The 21,849-nt window shown below is 72.3% G+C and carries 12 protein-coding genes; 6 read left to right on the plus strand and 6 right to left on the minus strand.

Annotation, left to right across the window (positions count from 1 at the left end; genetic code table 11):
- Window positions 1-244 precede the first annotated feature (244 nt).
- Window positions 245-1,078 carry a universal stress protein gene (locus ABZT06_RS15075; protein WP_355740204.1) on the plus strand — a complete coding sequence of 278 codons (834 nt, stop codon included), beginning with the start codon at window positions 245-247 and terminating at the stop codon, window positions 1,076-1,078.
- Between the two features lie 43 nt (window positions 1,079-1,121).
- On the opposite strand, the gene ABZT06_RS15080 is transcribed toward ABZT06_RS15075, so the two are convergent.
- Both ABZT06_RS15080 and ppdK read right to left on the minus strand, forming a co-directional pair.
- Window positions 1,122-1,586, minus strand: a complete 465-nt coding sequence (locus ABZT06_RS15080; protein WP_355740206.1) for a pyridoxamine 5'-phosphate oxidase family protein — start codon at window positions 1,584-1,586, stop codon at window positions 1,122-1,124.
- A 173-nt stretch (window positions 1,587-1,759) separates the two neighbouring features.
- Complete coding sequence (gene ppdK, locus ABZT06_RS15085) at window positions 1,760-4,435, minus strand: pyruvate, phosphate dikinase (RefSeq protein ID WP_355740208.1); 2,676 nt, start codon at window positions 4,433-4,435, stop codon at window positions 1,760-1,762.
- Window positions 4,436-4,673: 238 nt separating this feature from the next.
- Here ppdK and ABZT06_RS15090 point away from each other — a divergent pair, with 238 nt between their 5' ends.
- Complete coding sequence (locus ABZT06_RS15090) at window positions 4,674-6,401, plus strand: GAF domain-containing sensor histidine kinase (protein ID WP_355740210.1); 1,728 nt, start codon at window positions 4,674-4,676, stop codon at window positions 6,399-6,401.
- Window positions 6,402-6,461: 60 nt separating this feature from the next.
- Here the strand turns inward: ABZT06_RS15090 and ABZT06_RS15095 are convergent, their stop codons facing one another.
- Window positions 6,462-8,648, minus strand: a complete 2,187-nt coding sequence (locus ABZT06_RS15095; RefSeq protein WP_355740212.1) for an RICIN domain-containing protein — start codon at window positions 8,646-8,648, stop codon at window positions 6,462-6,464.
- Between the two features lie 1,619 nt (window positions 8,649-10,267).
- Between ABZT06_RS15095 and ABZT06_RS15100 the strand changes: the two genes are divergently transcribed.
- The 4 genes from ABZT06_RS15100 to ABZT06_RS15115 all read left to right on the plus strand — a co-directional run bounded on the left by ABZT06_RS15100 (window position 10,268) and on the right by ABZT06_RS15115 (window position 16,488).
- Window positions 10,268-11,347: a YihY/virulence factor BrkB family protein gene (locus tag ABZT06_RS15100; RefSeq protein WP_355740214.1), complete on the plus strand. Its 1,080-nt coding sequence runs from the start codon at window positions 10,268-10,270 to the stop codon at window positions 11,345-11,347.
- Window positions 11,348-11,402: 55 nt separating this feature from the next.
- Window positions 11,403-11,951, plus strand: a complete 549-nt coding sequence (locus tag ABZT06_RS15105; RefSeq protein ID WP_355740216.1) for a phosphatase PAP2 family protein — start codon at window positions 11,403-11,405, stop codon at window positions 11,949-11,951.
- Between the two features lie 622 nt (window positions 11,952-12,573).
- Window positions 12,574-15,477, plus strand: coding sequence for an aminotransferase (locus tag ABZT06_RS15110; RefSeq protein WP_355740218.1), 2,904 nt, complete (start codon window positions 12,574-12,576; stop codon window positions 15,475-15,477).
- Window positions 15,478-15,483: 6 nt separating this feature from the next.
- Window positions 15,484-16,488, plus strand: a complete 1,005-nt coding sequence (locus tag ABZT06_RS15115) for a LacI family DNA-binding transcriptional regulator (protein WP_355740220.1) — start codon at window positions 15,484-15,486, stop codon at window positions 16,486-16,488.
- 27 nt (window positions 16,489-16,515) lie between these two features.
- Here ABZT06_RS15115 and ABZT06_RS15120 read toward each other — a convergent pair whose 3' ends face one another.
- From ABZT06_RS15120 to ABZT06_RS15130, 3 genes are all read right to left on the minus strand, one after another.
- Window positions 16,516-17,583 (minus strand): LacI family DNA-binding transcriptional regulator, encoded by a 1,068-nt coding sequence (locus ABZT06_RS15120; protein WP_355740222.1) that lies wholly within the window; start codon window positions 17,581-17,583, stop codon window positions 16,516-16,518.
- Window positions 17,584-17,702: 119 nt separating this feature from the next.
- Window positions 17,703-20,087: a beta-galactosidase gene (locus ABZT06_RS15125; RefSeq protein ID WP_355740224.1), complete on the minus strand. Its 2,385-nt coding sequence runs from the start codon at window positions 20,085-20,087 to the stop codon at window positions 17,703-17,705.
- Window positions 20,087-21,844: a beta-galactosidase gene (locus tag ABZT06_RS15130; RefSeq protein ID WP_355740226.1), complete on the minus strand. Its 1,758-nt coding sequence runs from the start codon at window positions 21,842-21,844 to the stop codon at window positions 20,087-20,089. The genes ABZT06_RS15125 and ABZT06_RS15130 overlap by 1 nt, the downstream gene beginning before the upstream one ends.
- Window positions 21,845-21,849 lie beyond the last annotated feature (5 nt).

A 21,849-nucleotide genomic window follows, 5' to 3' on the forward strand; every position in this document is an offset into this window, starting at 1 on the left:
CTTCCGGTGGGGGGAAGCCGAGCGACGCCGCTGGAACTCCCTCCGAGGGATCGGAGGTTGAGCAGTCACCACGGTCTTCGACCGGATGCGTCCGGGATTTCGCCACGCCGAACGGCCCCTCACCCAGGGGCCGTTCGGCGTTTCCGCGGGTGCTCTCGACCCCTGCCCTGCCGCGTGGCGGACGACGAGCATCGCTGGTGGAAGTGCACCGACAGGGTGCGCGGAGCGGAAGGGATGCGGGACGATGACTCTCCACCGACACGTGGTCGTCGGAGTGGACGGCTCACTGGTGTCCACACGGGCGCTGGACCTCGCCGCGGACGAGGCCGCCCGGCGCGCGACCGCACTGCGCGTGCTGTACGCCGTGCCGGATCGCGACGAGGCGGGCCCGGTTCTCGCCTCGGCCGTCCGGCGAGTCCACGAGCGGCACCCCGGGGTTCCCGTGGTGACCACGGTCGCGGAAGGGGATGCCGTACACGCGCTGACGCGCGAGAGCGAGGACGCGGCCCTCACCGTCGTGGGCACCAGGGGACTCGGCGGCTTCGCCGGCCTGGTGACCGGTGCGGTGAGCCCGCGACTGGCCGCGCACACGCACGGCCCGCTGCTCGTCGTACGCGGGAACCGCCCGTATGACGAACACCGTGACGTGCTGCTCGGCCTGGAGAGCGGCACCGGCACGGAGACGGCCGTCCACGCCCTGGAGGAGGCGCAACGGCGTGGTGCGCGCCTGCTGGTCCTGCAGTCAGGGACGCGTCGGCACCCGTCCTCCGAGCTGCCCTCGCCGCTACCGGCGGCCGGCCCCGGACAGCGGCGGCCGGCTGTGCGGGGGCGGACCGAGGAGGCCGTCTCCCGCTTCGTCCTGGCCGGAGTGCGCGAACAGCATCCCGGTGTGGAGATCGAGAGCCGGACGGTTCGGACCGCCCCCGCGCACGCGTTGGTCGAGGCCAGCCGGGAAGCCGCCGTCGTGGTCATCGGAGCGCATCGACCGGGCAGCCGTCACGGCACGCGCCTCGGACCGGTCGCTCACGCGCTCCTGCACCACTCGCACTGCCCGGTGCTCATCGTCCCCACGGGATGACCTCGGCCGGCACGTCCCGATCCCCTCGGCCGCCCGGGCGCGTTCACATCCCGCCCGGGCGGCCGTCCACGGTGAGCCGGACGCCGGTGACCAGGTCGGGGTGGATACGGATCGCCTCGTCCATCGTCTGTTCCGCCCAGGGACTCAACATCGTCGAGAAACGGGCCAGGTCACCGGGGTCGGTCACCAGTCGCGCGTACCCCGTCACCACCACGCTCCAGCCCAGGTGTGTGTCCGGGTCGATGGCGTCGGCCTCGTACGCGACCACCACACCGGGGCCGCCGGTCTCCCGGGCGTAGGAGGTCAGGGTGGCGGCCTCGTGGGTGCGGATGACGATGTCGCCGCCGTCCAGGACATGGTTGACGGGGCGTACGGTCGGCAGGGCGTGCCGGGTGAAGACGATCCTCCCCAGGGACACACTGCCCAGCAGGCGCAGCGCCTCGGTGGCGTCGAGCTCGACGCTGCGGCGCGGTTCTGCGGTGAGGTACCGGTTGTTGTCGTGGACCATGACGGGTTCCGTTGGTGTGGGTCGGGATGTGTCGGGGTGTGCTGCCGGCTGCCGCTCGATGTACGAACGGAGCGACACCGCGGGGGATCGGTGCCGCTCCTGCACCCACTGTCTCCCGGGCGACGGCCCGGTCCTAGGGCCGATGGTCCCCGGCAGGGGCCCGTGCGGCCCTCTCACCGGCTGTCGCTGCCTTTCGCTTCGGCCAGCGCCGCCCGTCCCGCCTCCAGCCGGGCCACTGGGACCCGGAACGGCGAGCAGGAGACGTAGTCCAGGCCCGCGGCGTGGAAGAAGTGGACGGACTCGGGGTCGCCGCCGTGTTCGCCGCAGACGCCGATCTTCAGCTCGGGGCGGGTGGAGCGGCCTTCCTCGACGGCGATACGGACCAGCCGGCCCACGCCGTCTGCGTCGATCGTCTCGAACGGCGAGGCCGGGAAGACTCCCTTGTCCAGGTAGGCCGAGAAGAACGCGGCCTCGACGTCGTCACGGGAGAAGCCCCAGGTGGTCTGGGTCAGGTCGTTCGTGCCGAAGGAGAAGAACTCCGCCTCCTCGGCGATCCGGCCGGCGGTGAGTGCGGCGCGGGGCAGTTCGATCATCGTGCCGACCGGACACCGTACCGGGATGCCGGACTCCCGTGACACCTCGGCCAGCACTCGTTCCACTTCCGCGCGTTCGATCCGCAGTTCCTCGACGGCGCCGACCAGCGGCACCATGATCTCGGCCTGCGGAGAGCCTCCGGCCCGGCTGCGGGCCACGACCGCCTCGGCGACGGCCCGTACCTGCATGGCCACCAGGCCCGGAATCAGCAGCCCCAGCCGCACGCCGCGCAGGCCGAGCATCGGGTTCTCCTCGTGCATGCGGTTCACCGCGTCGAGCAACTCGACGTCGTGGGGATCCGGTTGGGCGACGGATGCGACGCGTACGGCGAGCTCCGTGCGATCGGGCAGGAACTCGTGCAGCGGCGGGTCCAGCAGGCGGATGGTGACCGGCAGACCGTCCATCGCCTCCAGGATGTCGGTGAAGTCCCGTCGCTGGAGCGGCAGCAGCGCCGCCAGCGCCCTCTCACGTTCGGCCTCGCCGCGGGCCAGGATCATCTCCTCGACCAGCTTGCGGCGCTCGCCGAGGAACATGTGCTCGGTACGGCACAGCCCGATGCCCTGCGCGCCGAACCGGCGGGCCCGCCGCGCGTCCTCGGGCGTGTCGGCGTTGGCACGCACCTCCAGCCGCCTGATGGAATCCGCCCGTTCGAGGGCTCCGGCGACCGCGGCCACGACGCCGCCGGACCGCTCACCGGTCTCCAGGAACCGCATGGCCTCGGAGGGCACCAGCGCCACCGCGCCCGCGTACACGGCTCCGGCGGAGCCGTCCACCGAGAGGACCGTGCCCTCCTCGACGACGATCCCGCCGGGGGCGGTGAAGCGCCGGGCCCGGGTGTCCACGGTGAGTTCCTCCGCACCGCACACGCAGACCTTGCCCATGCCCCGGGCCACCACGGCCGCGTGGCTGGTCTTGCCGCCCCGGCTGGTCAGCACGGCCTCGGCGGCGACCATGCCGGGCAGGTCGTCGGGGGTGGTCTCCTGACGGACCAGCACCACCCTCTCGCCCGCCGCGGCACGCCGTACGGCCTCGGCGGAGTCGAACACCGCCGCGCCGACCGCCGCGCCCGGGGAGGCCGGAAGCCCGTGGGCGAGCGCCTCACCGGTGGCGGCGGAGTCGAAGCGAGGAAACATCAACCGTGCCAGCCCGTCCCCGCTGACCCGGGCCAGCGCCTCCTCCTGGCTGATCTGCCCTTCCTCCACCAGCTCGGCCGCGATGGCGAACGCGGCCTCGGCGGTGCGCTTGCCGACCCGGGTCTGCAGCATCCACAGCGTGCCGCGTTCGATGGTGAACTCGATGTCGCACAGGTCGCGGTAGTGCCGCTCCAGGGTGTCCATGTGAGCGCGCAGCCGTCGGTACGAGTCCGGGTCAAGCCGCTCCAGCTCGGTCAGCGGCACGGTGTTGCGGATGCCGGCGACGACGTCCTCGCCCTGGGCGTCAGCCAGGTAGTCGCCGTACAGGCCGGGCCGGCCGGTGGCCGGATCCCGGGTGAAGGCGACGCCGCCGCCGGAGTCGGGGCCCAGGTTGCCGAACACCATGCGCTGCACGGTGACCGCCGTGCCGAGGTCGTCGGGGATGCGCTCGCGGCGCCGGTACAGCCGGGCGCGATCGCCGTTCCAGGACCGGAACACCGCGAGGATCGCCAGGCGTAGCTGCTCGGCGGGGGACTGGGGGAACGGGCGGCCCGTCTCGTCGAGGATCAGCCGTTGGTACGTCTCCACGAGACCGGCCAGGTCGCCGGCGGTCAGATGCAGGTCGTCGGGGGCTTCGCGGGCCTTCTTGAGGAGGGTCATGGCCTCGTCGAACAGACCGGAGTCGACGCCCATGACCGTACTGCCGAACATCTGGACGAGTCGGCGGTAGGAGTCCCAGGCGAAGCGGTCACTGCCCGAGGTCTTGGCGAGGCCCAGCACGGAGTCGTCGTTCAGGCCGATGTCCAGGACGGTCTCCATCATGCCGGGCATGGAGAATCGCGCCCCGGACCGGACGGACACCAGCAGTGGGTCGTCCGGCTGCCCCAGTCGGCGTCCGGCGGACTCCTCCAGCTCGGAAAGATGCCGGGAGACCTCGGCCGCCATGCCCTCCGGTTCCGCCCCGGTCGTGAGGAAGGCCCGGCAGGCGTCGGTGGACACGGTGAAACCCGGTGGGACCGGCAGGCCCAGCCGGGTCATCTCCGCCAGGTTCGCGCCCTTGCCGCCCAGCAGGTCCGCCATGTCCCGGCGGCCCTCGCGGAAGTCGTACACGTAACGGACCATGACGCTGCGCTCCTCGGGTCGACGCGCTCGGACCGGTTCCAGCGTCGAACGGGTGGACCCGCGCCGGACAGGTGCTGTCCGTCCCCTGGGCAGGGCCGAACGGCCCGGCGCCCTCGGCCACCGGGCCGACATACCAGAAGGATCCGACTCCGTACCGTCACCAGCTGCGGGCCGGTAGCGTGAACCCTGGCTGGAGCGGCCCGGCGTCAGCCCGCCCGAGGTACCCGAGGAGACGCAGGTGGGAAGCCCCCAGGAGCCCCATGAGGCTCGCGTACGGCTGCCGCAGCTGAGGCTCGACGAGCTGTTGGAGGAGCTCCAGGCGCGCCTGGACGCGGCCCGTGGCACCCGGGATCGGGTGCACAGCCTGCTGGAGGCGGTGCTCTCGGTCGGCCGGGAACTGGACCTGGAACAGGCACTGCGCAGCATCGTCGAGGCCGCGGCGGTGCTGGTCGACTCCGAGTACGCGGCCCTCGGTGTGATCGGGCCGGACGGCCGGCGCCTGTCGGCCTTCCACACGGTCGGCGTCACCGAGGAGCAGATCGCGAGGATCGGCCCCTTCCCCGAGGGACACGGCATCCTCGGCGAGCTGATCCGCCATCCCGAGCCGCTGCGCCTGGCGAAGCTCTCCGAGCACCCTGCCTCGTACGGCTTCCCGCCGAACCACCCGCCGATGAACACCTTCCTCGGCGTCCCCATCCGCGTGCGCGACCAGGTCTTCGGCAACCTGTACCTGACCGAGAAACGCGGCGGGGCGCAGTTCGACGAGGAGGACGTCTCGGTGACCTCGACGCTGGCCGTGGCCGCGGGCGTCGCCATCGACAACGCCCGCCTGTACGAGGAGTCCCGGCTGCGGGAACGCTGGCTCCAGGCGAACGCGGAGATCACTTACGACCTGATGTCCGGCGGCGGGCGCACCGACGTGCTGGGTCTGATCGCCGAGCGGGCCGGTGAGATCACCGGATCGGCGCTCGCCGCGGTCGCGCTGTCCATGGAGGACACCGGTTCGCTCACCGTGGAGATCGCCGTGGGGCTGGATTCCGAGGCGCACCGCGGGCTGGTGCTGCCCCGGGAGACGACCTTGATGGGGCTGGCCTTCTCCACCGTCGCCCCGGCCGTCAGCGCCGATGTCCTCCGCGACGACCGGATCTCCCTCGACCCTCCCCGCTTCCAGGGCCTGGGCCCCGCCGTGGCGGTGCCCATCGGCACGGGCGAGGGCGGTGTCCGAGGCGTGCTCCTGCTGGCACGGGAAGCCGGGCGCCCGTCGTTCTCGGCGACGGAGACCGAGACCCTCCAGGCCTTCGCCGCGCAGGCCGCCGTCGCGATGGAACTCGCGGAACGACGCCAGGACGCCGAGCAGATCGCGGTGCTCGAGGACCGTGACCGCATCGCCCGTGACCTGCACGATCTGGCGATTCAACGGCTGTTCGCCACGGGCATGACCCTCCAGAGCGCGGGCCGCTTCATCGATCACCCCGAGGCCTCCGAGCGCGTGGTGCGCGCGGTGGACGACCTGGACGAGACCATCAAGATCATCAGGTCCACGATCTTCGGCCTGCGCTCCCGCGAGGGCGCGGGCGGGGCCGGCCTTCGGGCGCGTGCGGTGCGCGTCGTGGGCGAGGCGGCACCGGTGCTGGGCTTCGCGCCGAGCATGCGGATGGAGGGGCTGGTCGACACCGTCGTACCGAGCGAGATCGCCGACCACGTGGTGGCCGTACTCTCCGAGGCCCTCACCAACATCGCCCGGCACGCCCGCGCCGAGCGCGCCGACATCTCCCTCAAGGCGGACTCCCGCCAGGTCCGCCTCACCGTCACCGACAACGGCGTCGGCATCCCGTCCGACGGCCGCCGCAGCGGGCTGCGCAACATGGCGGAGCGGGCCGAACAGCTCGGCGGTGAGCTGGAGTTGGGCAAGTCGCCCGAGGGCGGCACGGCGTTGGTGTGGTGGGTGCCGTTGCCCTCGGAGTAGCGGCCGTACGGTGGGGGAGGCCCCCCCCCGGGCGAGGAGGGGCGGCCGAAGGATGGAGCTCTACGGGTAACTGGTCAGATTCGCCACGTTGGTCGAGGAGTTGGACGGACCACCGGTGCCGTTGACGACGTGCCGGATGGTGCCGGTGCCGCCGAGGGAGACGGTCACCATGCTCTGGAAGCGCACCCCGGCGGTGTTCGGCGCCTCGATGGCCCGTTCCGCGGTCACACCGGGGTTCACGTTGAAGTAGCAGTAGCTGCCGAGACCGTAGGCCTGGTGGCTGGTGACGGAGTCGGCGACCTTGTAGGCGGCGTAGCCCTGCGTGGAACCGTTCATCCAGGCCGCCTGGTTGGGCGGATCGTAGGGCATCTCGTTCTGGTAGAAGTACGTGCGGCCGCCGTTGCCGTTCCAGACGGTCTGGTACTTCTGGTAGTGCTCGACGAACAGGCCGTACGCCGTGACGTCGTCGCCGTTGACGATCAGTCCGGTGTCCGCGGTGTTGGTGGTCCAGCCGACGCCGCTGCCGTGGTCGGCGCGCCAGATCCACATGTGGTCACCGATGACGTTGTCGCTGTTGATCACGAGGCTGGTGGTCGCCTTGCCGACGCCCGCGCCGCCGACGCGGAAGTACACGTCGTGCAGGGACGTCGGGTCCGCGGCGTGGGAGGCGGACGCGTTCGAAGGCCCGATCTCCATCAGGGTGGGCGAGTTGGTGGTGCCCGCGTCGAAGAGGACGCCCGCGACCTTCACTCCGTCGACGTCGGCCACCTTCATCGCGGTGACGCCGTGGTCCGGGACGAACGTGGCGAGACCCAGGCCGAGGACGACGGTGTCGGGACGGTTCACCTGCAGCGTCTGGTCGAGGTGGTACACACCCGGGGTGACCAGGAGGTTCTTGCCCGCCGCCAGCGCCGCGTTGATGTCGGCGGCACGCGCGCCCGGCTTCACGACGTAGAAGGTGTCCAGGGAGAGGGAGCTGCCTGACGGGGAGCCGTTCGCCCAGCTGGTGCCCGTGGAGTTGGACCGCACCGACGGCACGAACACCTTGTAGGCGCCGTCGGTGTCGACGTACAGGAACGGCTTCTCCCGGCTGACCGGGGACTGCGCGACCGTGGTGTGGGGCGGGTTGGGGAAGCTGGTGCCGGGGACGCCCTGGCTGCCGACGAAGACCATGTTCCAGTTGGAGCCGGTCCAGCTGCCGAGCTGGGAGTTGCGGGTCAGCCACTGTTGCTGACTACCGGAGTCGACCTTCCCGTCGACCTTCGTGTCGGCGAGCAGACCTCCGCTGGACCAGCCGTTGTCGTCCAGGGCGAGGTTGCCGCGCAGATGCATCCGGCGGTACGCCGCCGCCTGGGAGACCGCCCAACGGTCGTTGCCGCCAGTGGGGTTCACGGACAGGTTCTCGGCCCCGCGCCAGAAGTTCTGTGTCGCGTTGCCCTGGAACCAGTCGGCCTCGGCGTGCACCGCGCCGTTGACGGTGACCGCGTCGGGGGTCAGGCCCAGTCCGGCGACCTGGGTGTAGAAACCGACGTTGGCGTCCGCGGTGTAGGAGCCGGGCTTGAACAGGACGGCGTAGCGCTGGGAGCCGAACTGGTTGGTCTCCTGCTGCTGGAAGATCGAGTTCAGCCTCGACTGGATCGTCGAGGACGACATCGACGGGTCGAAGACGACCACGTTGGGGCCGAGGTCGGGGTTCGTGGCGGACTGGGTCACGGGGATCACCTGGAAGCGCTGGGCCGCGCTGCCGTTGCAGGCGTACTGCACGAACTGCACGCTGTCGGCGGTCGAGGCGCCAGGGTCGTCCAGGCACTTGCCGCTGTTGCGGTTGACGAAGTGGTAGGCGCCGCCGCCCTCGTGGACCGGCAGCCACTGCTGGTTGGCGCCGCCGCCGTAGGCCCAGAGGTGCACGGGGGCATTGTCGGCGGTGGAGACGTCGGCCACGTCCACGACATGGTCGGTGTTGTTGCGGTTGCCGAGGCGGACGTAGCCGTCGCTGGTGGCGGTGAAACTCCACTGCTGGGCCGTGGTGCCGTTGCACGCGTACTGCTGGACGACGGTGCCGTTGGCGGTGCCGGCCGACCTTGCGTCCAGACACCGCCCGCTTGCCGCGTTCATGACAGTAGAAAAGCCGGTGGGAAGCGCGGTGGCGGCGTCGGCGGGGGTGGGTACGGCAGTCAGGGCAGACGCGGCGGCCACCGTGACGAGCGTGGCGGCGCCGGATCTGCGGAGGCGCGTGAGGGTGTGCATGCGCAGAGCCCTTCGTGGGGGGTGGGGTGTCGCGAGGTGCCTGGCTGACCCGTGAACCTAAAGGTATGGACCACTTACGTCAAGAGGTGAAGTAAGGTTTGAGGGAAGGGGGTTGAGGTGCGAGGGGCGGGGAGTTCCCGGTTCGGAAGGCTTGGGCTGCCGCTAAAGGGAACCCGGTCGGCCGTTGCCGGCCGGGAGGAAACCTGCGCTGTGATCGCCGTCGCTGTGTCGCTGCTGCCCGCCTTGGGGGTGCTGCTGTACACCATGGACCGCATCGAGGACCGGCTGTCAGCCAGGTCGTCGGCGCCCCGGCACGCCAGGGGACGCAACCTGCGGCTGATCCGTGGCGCGGCTCCGTCCCGTACCGGGCGCGCGGCTCCGTCCCGTACCGGGCGCGCCGCCCCGTCTCGCACCGGGCGCGGCGGACCGTCTCCAGCTGCGCGCGCTGACGGGTCGCGTGGCGGGCGCGACGCTCCGTCCCCTGCCGGGCGGGCCGGACCGTCCCGCACCGGGCGCGGTCCCGCCGAACGGTTCACGGGAGGTGTCGATGCGGCGTGACACTGGCCGAGTTCCGAGTTCCGAGTTCCGAGTTCCGAGTTCCGAGTCTCATGGCCCGTGCCCCAGGGATCGTGCCCCGAGTCCCGCGTGCAGGGTCCCATGGCCCGTGCACCGTGTCCCGTGCCCCCGCCCCCGGCCCCGGCCCCGGCCCTTGGCCCCCGACCCCGGCCTTGGCTCGTTGTCCCATGGCCCGCGCACCGTGTCTCGTGCCCCCGGCCCCCGGCCCCCGGCCCCCGGCCCCAGGACCCGGCCCCCGGTCCTCGGTCCATGGCCCCGGCCCTTGCCTCGTGCCCTCCGGCTCGTGCCCCGTGCCCCCGGCTCTTGCACCTTGTTCAATGGCCCGCGCCCCGGCCCCCGGCCCCCGGCCCCAGGACCCGGCCCCCGGTCCTCGGTCCATGGCCCCGGCCCTTGCTCGTGCCTCCCGGTTCGTGCCCCGTGCCCCCGGCTCTTGCACCTTGTTCAATGGCCCGCGCGCCGTGCCCCGTGCCCGTGCCCCGTGCCCCCGGCCCCCGGCCCCCGGTCCTCGGTCTATGGCCCCGGCCCTTGCCTCGTGCCCTCCGGCTCGTGCCCCGTGCCCCCGGCTCTTGCACCTTGTTCAATGGCCCGCGCGCCGTGCCCCGTGCCCGTGCCCCGTGCCCCCGGCCCGGGCCCCCAGTCCTCGGCCCATGGCCCCGGCCCTTGCCTCGTCCCCCCGGCTCGTGCCCCGTGCCCCCGGCTCGTGCACCTTGTCCTATGGCCCGTGCCCCCGGCTCGTGCACCTCGTCCTATTGCCCGCGCCCCCTGGCCCGTCCCCTGGCCCCTGGCCGTTCGCGATCAGCGCCCGGCATCCATCCCCGGCGCCGTGGCAGAAGGCCGGCCCCGTCACGTTCCAGTTCCCGCGCGCCTTCGCCGAGACCCTCCTGGGCCTTCCGCCGTCCGATGTGTCGTCAAGGCGCCGCGCGCCTGGCCGGCCGAGACAGGGCCATCAAACAGCTCCGGAGTAGACCCGCACCATCAACAACGCGCATGCGACTCCCCACCGATGCCCTGATTGGGCGGATGCCCGGGGGTACTCGGCGCCCATGAAGCTGCATCTTCCTCGAGGAAAAGACCACCACGGCAGTGACGAGGCGCCGGAGCGCGAGGTCCCGGCGTCCGAGGAGGTGGGCCCCGGGCCCGCCGTGGAGGAACGCGCGCCGGATACGCCGTCGGAACTGCCGAAGACGGCGTGGGGAGCGGTGCTGCGGGGCAGCCTGCGGGAGTTCAAGGACGACGAACTGACCGACCGGGCCGCGGCGCTGACGTACTACGGCCTGCTGTCGCTCTTCCCCGCCTTGCTGGTTCTGGTGTCGCTGCTCGGCCTGACCGGCAAGTCCGCCACGGACACGGTGCTGAAGAATCTCAAGCAGTTCACTCCGGGGTCCGCCCGCGACATCATCACCGGGGCCGTCGAGCAGCTGCAGAACAACGCCGGCGTCGGCTCGCTCATGGCGATCGTGGGCATCGTCCTCGCGGTGTGGTCGGCGTCCGGGTACGTGGCCGCGTTCATCCGCTCGGCCAACCGGGTCTACGACATGCCGGAGGGCCGCCCGATCTGGAAGATCCTTCCGGTGCGGGTCGGCCTGACGGTCGTCCTGATGGTGCTCGCCGTCATCAGCGCCCTGATCGTCGTCTTCACCGGCACTCTGGCCCGAAAGGCGGGTACGGCGCTCGGGATCGGCGACACCGCCCTGACGGCGTGGTCGATCGCCAAGTGGCCGGTCCTGGTGGTCCTGGTCACGTTCATGATCGCGCTCCTGTACTGGGCCACCCCGAACGCCCGGGTGAAGGGGTTCAGGTGGATCACACCCGGCAGCTTCCTCGCCCTCGTCATCTGGCTGGTCGCGTCCGCCGGATTCGCGTTCTACGTCGCCAACTTCGCCTCGTACAACAAGACCTACGGCACCATGGCCGGCGTCATCGTGTTCCTGATCTGGCTGTGGATCAGCAACCTGGCGATTCTCCTGGGCCTGGAATTCGACGCCGAGACCGTCCGGCAGCGGGCGATCGCCGGAGGGCTGCCGCCCGACAAGGAGCCCTACACGGAGCCGCGCGACACCAGGACGTGGGACGAGCAGGACCTCCGTCGGCTGGACGACTCGGGACCGGCGCACAACGAATGACGGACTGATCCGGATCCGGCTGATTATCTCGGGAAACTTGGGATATTCGCAGGTCATGAGGTTGCTGACGGACTTGCACGAGGTCGATGGGGCTCTGACGCGGCGGGCGGCCTCCCGGATCCCGCCGGGCGTGGCCAAGGTGTTGTCGGCGGTGGAGGAATCCGCGGAGAGCACCAAGCTGTGGTGCGGCGCCGCCGCCGTGATGGCGTGGAAGGGTGGGGGGCGGGGCCGCAAGGCGGCGGCCGCCGGTGTGGGGGCTCTCGTGGTGGCCCAGCTGGTGGCGAACGGCCTGTGCAAACAACTGGCCGACCGGCCCAGGCCGCCGGCGGAGTGGATCCCGCACGACGAGGTCGCCGACCGCCCCGACTCGCCCTCGTTCCCCTCCGGACACACGGCGGCCGCGGTCGCCTTCACCGCCGCCGTCGCCCCCACCTGGCCGGCCGTGGGCGCACTGTGCGCGGTGCCCGCCGTCATGGTGGCCGTCGAACGGGTGCAGTCGGGCGCCCACTATCCCAGCGATGTAGCCGCCGGTGCCGCTGTCGGGCTGGCCGGCGCCTGGCTCGCGCGTCGTGCTCCGGCTCTGGTCCTGCGCCGCTGGACATAGCCGCGCGAGACGGGACGGCCCGCCGAGTGAGGGGACGAACGGATCGGTCCCACAAGGAGGACACCGGCCCCACAGGAAGGACACCGGCGCGGAGGGCGACGACCCGCGCCGACGGCGACAGGGCAGGCGCACGGGTGCGCGTCGGCCCGCTCGAATCTGCTGAGCGGGCCGACGCCGCTGTGTGTGCCGGCAGCCCCACACCGCGGGCACACACGGGACAAGCCACCGTGAACCGCCGCCGCGGCTCCCCAGGGACCCATCGTGCGGGTTACCCGTATCCCACGGGGTAATCCTGGTGATCCGTGACTCGTGAGGCGAGGGTGCTCGGCGTCGTCGTGGCAGCTCGGCCGGCCGGCCGGGGTGAGGCGGAAGGCGGAGCCGCGCCGGTCGGTCCCGCATTCCCGGCGCCTTCGGCCCGGTACCGCGCCAGGCCCGGCTCGCCTACACAGCCGAGGGGAGGAGCCGGGAGAAACGCGCTCCGCGATCCGGCGCCACCCGCACACCGCCCGCAGTGCGACCGGGGGCGTTGACCGGGGAACTCGGTTCGTCCTACCGTCGTCGCACGACGTGCCGGAACGTTCCGGCAAACGAGCGGCGCGTGGCCGCGGAAGCGGAGTGACCCATGGGCCTGGCGTCCACGGACTGGCTGGTGCGACCCGTCGCACCGATCGACGAGGCCACCGCGTCGGCCGTGCTGACCACCCGGTTCGGGGTGCGGGGCACCGTGCGGGACCTGGGCAGCCAGCAGGACCGCAACTACCGGGTGCGCGGCGAGGCGGGGGAGTACGTCCTCAAGGTCGCCAACCCGGCCGCGCAGAAGGCCGAGTTGAGGGCCCAGTGCGATGCGGTGGAGCATCTGACGCGTGCGCTGCCCGGCCTCCGCCTGCCCCGGGCGGTCCCCGGCGTCGACGGTGACGTGGTGCAGCCCTTCCGCGTGGACGGCACCGAACTCTCCTGTCGGCTGCTGGACTTCGTGCCGGGTGAGCCGATCATGGACAGCCGCTACCTCGCCCCGGCCGTCGTCGCCCGCCTCGGCGAACTAGCCGGACAGATCGCCGCGGGCCTCGCCGGCTTCACCGCCGCCGACCCCGACCGCTTCCGGCCGTGGGATCTGCGCAACGCCCTCGAAGTGATCGAGGCCCTTGCCCCGCACTGGCCCGACCGGACCCGCGCCGACCAGGTGCTGAGCGCCGCCCGCACCGCGTTCGCCCTTCTGGAGCCTCACGCGAAGGACCTGCCGGTCCAGTTCGTCCACGGCGACCTCACCGACAACAACGTCGTCTGCGAGACGGCCGAGGACGGCCGGCGGATGCCCGTCGGCGTGATCGACTTCGGGGACCTGGGCACCGGCTGGACCGTGGCGGAACTGGCGGTCACCTGCACCTCCGTCCTGCATCACCACGGCGCCGGCCCCGCCTCCGTCCTGCCCGCCGTCCGCGCCTTTGACGCCGTACGCCCGCTCTCCGACCCGGAGTCGGCCGTGCTGTGGCCGCTCGTCGTGCTGCGGGCGGCCGTCATGGTGGTCAGTGGGCAGTACGACGTCCTCCAGGACCCGGACAACGGCTACGCGTCTGCCGCCCTGGACCGGGAGTGGACCATGTTCGAGTCGGCCGTCTCCGTCCCCGCGGAGGTGATGACGGCCCGGCTGTGGGAGGCACTCGGCCGCCCCCTGCCGCGGGTCGCCGTCGCGCCCGCCCACCGCATGCTGCCGGACCTGCCCCTCGACATACCGGCGCTCGACCTCTCGGCGCAGAGCGACGACCTGCACACGGGCCGATGGCTGGAGGCGGACGCCGAGGTCGCCCTGGCCTCCGGCCGGCCCGCGGTCCGCACCCGGCACGGCGAGTTCCGCCTGACCCGGACCACGATCGACACCCTGGACGCCCCCGCGACCTGCGCCCTCGGAGTCGACCTGCATCTCGCCGGCCCGTTGGAGGTGCGCGCGCCCTGGGCGGGCACGCTCACCCGGCACGCCGACGGCACGCTCGACCTGCGCGGCGAGGGACCGGTCCTGTGGCTGTACGGCGTCGCCGACCCGGCAGTATCCGGCCCGATCGCGGCCGGACAGCTCCTCGGCACCGTCGCCGAGCGGGACGGCAGGCACACCCTCGGCGCCCAGCTGTCGACTCTGGCCGACCGGCGCCCACCCCGTTTCGCCGGCCCGGACCTGGCCGCCGGCTGGCTGGCCGTGAGCCCGGATCCGACGGCACTGATCACCGGGCAGGTCCGGGAGGAGCCGTCCGCGGACCAGGATCTCCTCGACCGCCGCGACCGCGCCTTCGCCACGGTCCAGGAGCACTACTACGAGGAGCCGCCCCGCATCGAGCGCGGCTGGCGTCACCATCTCGTCGACACCCAGGGCCGCGGCTACCTCGACATGCTCAACAACGTGACCATCCTCGGCCACGGCCACCCCGCACTGAGCGACGCCGTGCACCGGCAGTGGCGGCGGCTCAACACCAACTCCCGCTTCCACTACGGCTCGGTGGTCGAACTCTCCGAGCGGCTCACCGCGCTCCTGCCCGCCGACCTGGACACCGTCTTCCTCGTCAACAGCGGCTCCGAGGCCGTCGATCTCGCGCTACGGCTGGCCTGGGCGGCGACCGGACGGCAGGACACGGTCGCGGTCGAGGAGGCGTACCACGGCTGGACGTACGCGAGCGACGCGGTCTCCACCTCGATCGCGGACAACCCGAACGCCCTGTCCTCACGCCCGAGTTGGATCCACACCGTGGCCGCCCCCCATTCCTACCGCGGCCGCCACCGGGGCGCCGAGGCGCGGCGGTACGGTCCCGAGGCCGCCGCGCGGATCACCGAACTCGCCGAACAGGGCCACCCGCCCGCCGCGTTCATCTGCGAACCGTTCTACGGCAACGCGGGCGGCCTCCCCCTCCCGGACGGCTACCTCAGGCAGGTCTACGACGCCACCCGCGCCGCCGGCGGTCTGTGCGTCGCGGACGAGGTGCAGGTCGGCTACGGCCGACTCGGCACCCACTTCTGGGGCTTCGAGCAGCAGGGTGTCGTACCGGACATCGTCACCGTCGCCAAGGGGATGGGGAACGGTCATCCGCTGGGCGCGGTGATCACCCGTCGGGAGATCGCCGACGCCTACCGCACCCAGGGCTACTTCTTCTCCTCGGCCGGGGGCAGCCCGGTCAGCAGCGTGGTCGGGCTGACCGTGCTGGACGTACTGCGGGACGAACGTCTCCAGGACAACGCCCGGGAGACGGGCGGGTACTTGAAGCGGCGGCTGGAGGAACTCGCCACCCGGCACCCGCTGATCGGCGCGGTGCACGGCTCGGGGCTCTATCTGGGCGTCGAGTTCGTCCGGGACCGCGAGACCCTGGAGCCGGCGACCGAGGAGACCGCGGCGATCTGTGACCGGTTGCGCGAGCTCGGCGTGATCGTCCAGCCGACATCGGACCGGCAGTGCGTGCTGAAGATCAAGCCGCCGCTGTGCCTGACCCGGCGGAGCGCCGACGTGTTCGCCGCCGCGCTGGACGACGTGCTGACCCACGGCTGGTGAGGCAGGGTGCCGACGGGGAGCCCCCGCACGCCGGGCGGGCCGGGCACGCCCGCCACCATCGCCGACGTGGCCCGCGGCGCGGGGGTCTCCAAGACCACCGCGTCGGACGCGCTGCGGGGCCACGGCCGCGTGTCCGACGCGACCCGCCAGGCCGTCCTCCACACCGCCCGACGCCTCGGATACGTGCCCAACCGCAGCGCCCGCAGCCTGCGCACCTCCGTGACGGACACCATCGCGCTGCACATTCCGGAGTTCCTCACCAGCGCCGAGTACTACATGTCGTTCGTGTTCGGTGTCGCCGAACAGGCCGCGCGCGCCGGGCTGAACGTGACCCTGGTGTCCTCGGGCCGCCTCCCGCAGGTCGACGGGCTGATCGTGTGCGACCCGATGCCGGACAACCCGGTCGTGGACCAGCTCATGAACGCGGGGCTCCCGGTCGTCACGGCCGAGCGCTACGGGGGCGGCCAAGAGCCCACCGGCGTGGTCTGGTCCGACCACGAGACTTCTCTGACGGAACTCCTCGACCACCTGCGCGCCAGGGGCGCCCGCCGCCCCGCGTTCATCGCCTCCGACACCTCCGCCGACTGGACCCTCACCCTCCAGCGCACCTATACGCGCTGGTGCGCCGAGCACGACACCCGGCCACTTCTGCGCAAAGCGCCGTTCGGCGCCTCACCGGAGGTACTCCGGGGCGCGGTCGGGGAGTTGCTCGCCGCGAGGCCGGAGACCGACGCGATCGTGTGCGCGGCCGACGGGGCCGCGGCGGCCGTCCTGCCCGAGATCAGGTCGGCGGGCCGGGTCGTGGGGGAGGACCTGCTGCTGGCGTCCTGCGTCGACAGCCTGGCGATGCGGACCGCGGAACCGCCGATCACGGCGATCGACCTGAGGCCCCGTCATATGGGCGCGGAATGCGTGCGGTTGCTCTGCGAGACACTCGCCGGGGAAGCTCCGCCCGGCACCGCCCGGACCCTGCCCATCGACATGATCGTTCGGGCGTCCACGCATGCGTGACATGTCAGGACCGGGGCGGCACCGCTCTCACCGCCTGGGCGCAGCCCCGCTGCTCGCGCGGAGTACGAGGTCGACGGGGACGAGTGATTCGGGGCGCGGGGGCTGCGCCGTGTCGTCGATGCGGCTCAGCAGGAGTCGCAGGGCGCGGGTGCCGATCTCCGCGAAGTCCGTCCGCACGGTGGTCAGCGGCGGCAGCAGATGCGCGGCCTCGGGGATGTCGTCGTAGCCCACCACGCTGATCTCGCCCGGCACCGAGCGGCCCGCCTCGTGGAAGGCGTGCAGGACGCCGAGAGCCATCTGGTCGTTGGACACGAACACCGCGGTGACGTCCGTCCGCCGGGCCAGCCGGCGCCCCAGGTGGTAGCCGGAGTCGGCGCTCCAGTCGCCGATCAGCGGCTCGGGGACCGGCGCACCGGCCGCCTCCAGTGTGGAGCGCCAGCTCGCCAGACGCTGGTCGGCGGAGGTCCAGCCGCTCGGGCCCGCGATGTGCCAGACGGTCGGGTGGCCGAGCCCCAGAAGATGCTCGGTGGCCTTGCGGGCGCCCTCCCGGGAGTCACCGGTGACCCGCTCGGTCTCCGCGTCGAAGCCGTTCTCCAGCACCACCAGCGGGGTGTCGAGCCGGGTGTCCGCCAGGGCGCGGCCCACCCACAGCTGCGGGGCGATGGCGATCACCCCGTCCGCGCCCTCCGCCGAGAGCCGGTCGACGGCCTCGACGACCGTGTCGTGCTCCGCCGTGTCCAGGGAGATGGAGCTCAGCAGATAACCGGCCTCCTGGGCCGCGGTGTTGACCGCGGTCAGGATCGCGGCCGGTCCGTAGCGGGCGGCGTCGAAGGTGATGACCCCGACCATTCGGGTCCGCCCGCTGGCCAGCGACCGGGCGCTGCGGCTCGGCCGGTAGCCGAGGGTCCGCATGGCCGTCAGTACCGCCTCGCGGGTCTCGGGGCGGACGGACGGATGCTCGTTGAGCACCCGGGAGACGGTCTGCTTGGAGACACCGGCCAGCCGGGCCACGTCGTCCATCACCGGGCGCGAGCCGGCGAAGTTGCGTCGGCTGCGCCCCTTCGGGACGGCTCCCTCGGCGGCGCTTGGGGTCATGGTGGCGGTTCCTCGACGTGGTGGGGGCGGGTGGTGCGACGGGCCCGGCCCGCCCGGGGAGCACAGCATAGGCGGGCCTCTCACGAGGGTCCGGCGGTGGCGTCGGGCGCCGTGGCGGGTCAGTCCGCCTGGACCGACCAGGTGTGCCTGATGATCCATTCGGCGTGGGTGACGGTGGCCGGCTCCCGGTCACCAGCCGCCTGCTCCGGCAGATGCACCGGAGCCCGCGCGTGCAGCGGCAGCACCCGCAGTCGCAGGCCCTCGGCGCGCAGCGCGTCGGCGTTCAGCCGGTCGAGGCCGATGTCCCAGACCCGGCCCGCGCAGAACTGGTCGGCGACCAGCGTGTCTCCCACGTACGCCCGCCCCACGTCCCCGCTCCAGTGCAGCCGCAGCAGCGTCCCGGGCGGCAGGGTTTCCGGCACCTCGACGTGGTACTCGGCGGCCACGGTGTCGAAGAACTTGTCCGCCGGCGCGCTCGCCCGGCCCTGTACCCCGGTGACGGTCTCGGGAGCGGGGCCGGCGGCCCGGAGGAGACCGACTTCGGCTGCCGAGCCCTCGGGGACCGGCGCCGCGGGGACCGCGTAACGGGTGAACACCCCGTCCGCGACGGCCTCCACCGCCACCCCGTCCACCACGGGCGCCCGCTCGGGTGCGGGCAGCACGGCGAACGACGTCGCGGTCCCCGAACCGTGCAGCCGTACCTCGTCCCGGTCGAAGACCACGCCGTCACCGCTCAGCACCAGCCGTTCGGCACCCCATGCCTCGCCCCGGTAGGCGGTACGGGCCGTCGCCGCGTCCAGCACCAGCAGGCCGACCCGCCCGCCGTCGGCCGTGTCCACCTCCACCAGGGCGTCGGTGCCGGGACGCAGCCCGGTCACCAGCAGCCGGTCGCCGACCGGAGTGACGACGCCGGTGGGCGTGTGCAGAGCCGCCACCGTGGCCGCGTCCAGGGCGAGTTCGGGCGCGATGCCGTCCGTCGCGGCCAGTACCAGGACCGTACGGCGGTCTACGTCGACCGTGCACACGGGCTGGGCGGTGGCCCACTCCAGCCGCAGACCAGCTACGTCGAGACGCAGCGGCCAGCAGAAGTACGCGCCGCGCGGGACTGTGACGGGAGTGCTGGGAAGCGTCAACCCGCCACCACCAGAAGGGAATTCAACCGTGAACGACGTCTCCGGGTGCTCCGGGAGCTGTTCGTGCGGCTGGTGGTTGTTGACGAACAGGAAGCCCGAGGTGCCGTCACTGCGCACCGCCCAGCGCAGGGTGTCCCGGTCGAGCTGCCCGTCCGGCCGACGCTCGGGCAGCGCGGACTCCATGGGGGCGATCAGATGTCCGAATTCCGCCAACAGCAGGTGCTGGAGCCGGAGTTCGTGATAGGTCCGCCGGTACTGGCCGTACTCGCCGAGCGGCGCCTGGAAGTCGTATGTCAGGACGGGCAGGTCGTTCGGATAGCCGGTGGCGTGCGACTCCTGGAGGGTGCTGAGCTCGCCCGCCGGGTTGGTGCCGCCGTGGAACATGTAGTAGCCCTGCCAGACCGAGCCGCAGCCGATCTTGGTGAGGCCGAGCGCGCCGATGTCGTCGGGATCGACGTACGGCCGGCGGTGGTACGACACCGCCATGCCGCCGCCCAACTCGCAGGTGGCCCAGGGGAATCGGTCGGCGAAGGCGTCGGGCTCGCTGCCGCGCACGCTGACCGGGCGCAGGTCGGATCCGATGCCCTCGTCGTCGCGCTGGTGGGTGAAGAAGAAGTGCTTGCGGCAGGTGTCGGGCCAGCCGCCGTCGGCCTCGGTCCAGAACGCCTCGGTGTAGCCGCCGTACAGCGGAAGGAGCTCATCGGGCGGGAGCTGGACACCACCCCAGGCGGTCGACGTCCACAGGGGTGCGCTGAGGCCGGCCTCCTGGGCCATCCGCTTCAGGGTCAGCAGATGGCCGGGCTGGTCGTAGAGCTCGTTCTCGATCTGGATCGCCACGATCGGGCCGCCGTGGGCCCGGTCGAGGCCCCTCAACTGCTCGGCGATCGCCGCGAACCAGGGGCGCACGGCGGCCAGGTACACCGGGTCGTCGGTGCGGGGCACGCAGTCGCGGGCCAGGACCCAGTCGGGCAGACCGCCGTTCCGGACCTCCGCGTGCGACCAGGGGCCGACGCGGGGGACGAAGTCCAGGCCGTGCCGGGCGCACAGCTCGGCGAAGCGGCGCAGGTCACGGTCGCCGTCGAAGCGGACGCGCCCCTCGATCTCCTCGTGGTGGATCCAGATGATGTAGCTGGCGACGGCCGTGATGCCGCCCGCCTTCATCTTCAGCAGTTCCTCCTCCCACTCCCCGGCGGGGTAGCGGGAGTAGTGGAACTCTCCGGACACCGGGAACCAGGGGCGGCCGCCCCTGGTCAGCCAGCGGCTGGTGACCTCGATCGGGTCGGGCACCCCGGGGGCGTCCGTGAAGGGCAGGTGCCCGGTCAGCGGAGGCCCCGCGGGGGAGGGAACCCTCAGGTGGTGCGGCTGCGGCATCAGTCGCTCTCCGGTCCGAGGTCGGGCGTGTCGGTGAGCTGGGCGCGCGTGCCGGTGGTGGCGTGCAGCTCGAGCAGCACCAGCTCGTTGGCGCCGGAGCGCAGGACGGGCGCGGGGACGTACAGCGTGTGCTGCGGGCCCCGGTTCCAGTAACGGCCGAGATGGAAGCCGTTGACCCAGGCCTGGCCCTTGGTCCAGCCGGGCAGGGACAGGAAGGTGTCCGCCGGGCTGTCCACCTCGAAGGTGCCCCGGTGGAAGGCGGGTACCGCGTCCGTGGTCGCCTCGGACGGGCCGAACGGCACGGCGGCCAGGTCGTCCAGGGGCACGGCCCGGCACTCCCAGCCGCGCAGTTCGGTGCCCTGGAAGGACACCGGGCCGAGCAGCCCCTTGGGCGCTCCGATGCGCGGGCCGTAGTTGACCCCGCCCATGTTCTCCACGAGGACTTCGAGGACGGCACCGGCGTGCGGCACCCGCACGGACAGTGTCTCGTCGTGCCGTTCCCGCTCCAGGACGCCGACGGAGGCGCCGTCCACGAACACCTGCGCGCGGTCGCCGACCCCGCCCGGGAAGTGCAGCAGACCGTCACCCGAGCCGGGAAGCGTGGTGCTGTAGAGCACGTGACCCGTGTGCACGCCCAGGGCGTTCATCGTCACCGGGGTCTCGGTGTGCGTCGACGACAGCCCGCGGACGTACGGCAGCAACGGCGCCCGGTGACTCAGGTCGACGTCGGTGAGCGGGAGTTTGGGCACGGGCGAGGGCGCCGGCACGTCGGGCGTGGCCGTGTGCCGGGCGATCACCTCACGGAACGCGTGGTACTTGGGGCCGGGATCGCCGCTCTCGGTGAGCGGGGCGTCGTAGTCGTAGGACGTGACGGTGGGCTCGTAGGCGTGCTTGTGGTTGGCGCCGTTGGTGAAGCCGAAGTTGGTGCCGCCGTGGAACATGTAGATGTTGACCGAGGCGCCGGCCGACAGCAGGCGGTCCAGGTCGGCGGCGGCGTCGGCCGCGGGCCGTACGTGGTGCGGGCCGCCCCAGTGGTCGAACCAGCCGACCCAGAACTCCGAGCACATCAGCGGGCCCTGGGGCTGATGTGCGCGCAGGGCGGCCAGGTTCTCCTCGACACGGCTGCCGAAGGTGACCGTGGCGAGCGTGCCCGGGAGGGTGCCGGCCGCCAGGTGCTCGGCGTTGGCCTGGTCGCAGGTGTACAGCAGCTCCTCGACACCACGGTCGCGCAGCGCCTGGTGGACGTGCTTGAGATACGCGGTGTCGTCGCCGTACGCCCCGTACTCGTTCTCCACCTGCACGGCGATCACCGGGCCGCCGTGCGCGGCCATGAACGGCCGCAGTGCGGGCAGGAGTCGGTCGAGATAGCCGTCGAACGCCGCCGTGAAGCGGGGGTCGCTGCTGCGCAGCCGGATGTCGGGGTCCGCGAGCAGCCAGGCGGGCAGACCCCCGTCGTCCCACTCGGCGCAGATGAACGGCCCCGGGCGCAACAGGACGTGCAGGCCCTCGTCCTGGGCGAGGCGCAGCCAGCGGGACAGATCGAGGAAGCCGTCCAGGACCAGGGTGCCGGGTTCGGGCTCGTGCAGGTTCCACGGCAGGTACGTCTCGATGGTGTTGAGGCCCATCAGGCGGGCCTTGCGCAGCCGGTCGCTCCACTGGTCGGGGTGGATCCGGAAGTAGTGCATGGCCCCGGAGATGATCCGGAACGGCTCGCCGTGCAGGAGGAAACCGTCGGAGGTCGTCGTCAGAGCGGGCATGCGGG

Source organism: Streptomyces sp. NPDC005483 (genome assembly GCF_040606035.1).
Classification (GTDB): Bacteria; Actinomycetota; Actinomycetes; order Streptomycetales; family Streptomycetaceae; genus Streptomyces.